3 protein-coding genes are annotated in these 2,207 nt (G+C 55.3%); all 3 read right to left on the bottom strand.

Features of this window, described 5'->3' with window-relative positions:
• On the bottom strand, positions 1-554 hold a 554-nt coding region (locus V6D20_04850), incomplete at its 3' end, for an ABC transporter permease (GenBank protein HEY9815121.1).
• On the bottom strand, positions 511-1,314 hold the full coding sequence (locus V6D20_04845; GenBank protein HEY9815120.1) for an ATP-binding cassette domain-containing protein: 804 nt from the start codon (positions 1,312-1,314) through the stop codon (positions 511-513). The genes V6D20_04850 and V6D20_04845, both read right to left, overlap by 44 nt.
• Before the next feature lie 52 nt (positions 1,315-1,366).
• A complete protein-coding gene (locus V6D20_04840) occupies positions 1,367-1,798 on the bottom strand; it encodes a MarR family transcriptional regulator (GenBank protein HEY9815119.1) in 432 nt (143 codons plus the stop codon).
• Positions 1,799-2,207 lie beyond the last annotated feature (409 nt).

Below are 2,207 nucleotides of genomic sequence, written 5' to 3'. Positions count from 1 at the left end.
CAGGCCACCATCAGCGACAGGGTCGAAAATGAGGCTGCCCCCAGCATAACGATGCTCACCACTCCGAGTAAGGCAACGGGATGCCAGTTAAGATTCACCCCCAACAGCACCGATACCCCATAGATAACAATCACCTGGGAGAGACACCGCACTCCCACCCCGATCGCCTTCCCCAACACCAAAGCCGACTTCGGGGCCGGACTGACCATCAGCTTATGTAAAATCCCCAAATCTTTTTCCCAGATCACTAACAGGCCGGTAAAAACCGATAGAAATAAAACACTCTGGGCCAAAATACCCGGCGTCATAAAGTCTAGATAGGGTAGATCACCGGTTGAAATGCCGCGCACCTCGGTAAACACCTGCCCAAAAATGATCAGCCACATAACAGGCTGCACCGCCCGCATCAGCAACTGGAGCGGATCATGGCGGAGTTTGCGAATATCTAGCTCCGCCGCCACCAATGTCTTAGCGATAAATTCCTGCACGCTAAAGCCAGACAGCCGTTGCTTAGCTAAGCCGCCGTGCAGTTCGACGGGTTGCGGATGTGTCATGGTAGCTGCTCTCCTCGTCAGTCGTACAGTGGTCTTGGGTGTAGTGGATAAAAACGTCATCTAGGGTGGCGTTGGGCATGGGTATGCTGGCCTTAAGCTGAGCTGGAGTGCCGATCGCCACCTGCTGTCCGTGGTACAGAATGGCCAGGCGATCGCAGAGTTCATCGGCCTCGTCCATAAAGTGGGTGGTGAGAAAAACCGTGGTGTTGTGGTCGTGGCGCAACTGAAGAATTAGATCCCACATAGATTTCCGAGCCACCGGATCTAGACCCACGGTGGGTTCATCTAAAAATAAGATAGCTGGATGATGCAGCGTGGCCTGGGCAATTTCTAGCCGTCGGATCATGCCGCCAGAATAGGTATTGACCAACCGATGGGCGACGCTATCGAGGCCAACATAGTGCAGCGCCAGACGAATCCGCTCCAGTCGCTGCCGCCGGGGCACGCCGTAGAGCTTGGAGATAATCAGCATATTTTCGTAACCCGTCAGGGTGCCATCCACCGATAGGGACTGGGGCACGTAGCCAATGGTGCGCTGCACGGCCACGGTTTGGCGACTGATGTCATAGCCTGCCACTAGGGCCTGCCCCGAGGTGGGAGACAGCAGGGTGGTTAAGACCTTGACCAGGGTACTTTTCCCGGCCCCGTTGGGGCCCAGCAGTCCAAAAATTTCTCCTGGCTGCACTGTGAGGCTAAACCGATCCACCGCCCGGTGGGAGCCAAACTGTTTGGTTAATTCGTGGATGGTCACAATCGACATGCTTGACCTGTCCTCCTGAGAGACGACTGATACCGATAGAGCGTGCGCACGCCTAGGCTTCGGCAAACACGCTAGACAAAACCGATAGCCCCGCCACCACCTGCTGACATTGCTCGGCGGAGAGAGACTGGAGGCGCTGGGAGATCTGGGTGAGGGTTGCGCCATAGACCTGCTCAAGCTGGGCAGTGCCGGCTTCCGTCAGAGTCAGGGCAATGCGTCGGCGCTCCTGGGCATCGTCTTGACGATGCACCCAACCCCGCTGCACCAGGCGATCGACCATTACCGACATGGTGGGCCGAGTCACGTCTAGGTAGTCCGCCAGTTCCGATAGGGATGCCTGAGGACGGCGGTGGAGAAAGTGAAGAACCCGCAGTTGGGAGAGGGACAGGTGAGGTTGCCCCTGATGCCGCATCTCGGCCCGCAGCCATCGCGTGACCAATGGTATGACGGTGAGCACGTCCACGGCACATTGGTCTGGGGTCATGGTTTGGGTGGGCATCTGGTTAGATTGCTAAGCAAACAATTAGTAAAGCTAACTATTAGTGTAGGAGAAGTTCCCCCGCTGTGCAACCTGAGGGCAAATGGGGAACCCTGAGGAAGAGCGATCGCTTAGAACTGCCCAGGGGAAAGCGATCGCCCTCGGCTTACCCATCGACTATCGCCAATCCACCAGTCCTAAAACGATTCCCAATCTGTGTTAAGGGCGATCGCTCAGCAATGTTTAGAGCAGCACTTTCTACCCAAGAGTCTTCTCCCATGATTTATACCGAGATTTAGGACTTTGCCATCTCAGCGCTGTCCGAGAAAGTACGGAAAATCCGGAACTTTTTCACAAAACTACGCCATATCTCCGGTTATTGCTGAAAACACCAGAAAACCTAATAGACATGAGC

The sequence above is a fragment of the Candidatus Obscuribacterales bacterium genome (genome assembly GCA_036703605.1).
In the GTDB taxonomy this organism is placed as follows: Bacteria; Cyanobacteriota; Cyanobacteriia; order RECH01; family RECH01; genus RECH01.
The sequence above is the reverse complement of the archived record's forward strand: the minus strand, read 5'-3'. Positions and strand labels throughout refer to the sequence as shown.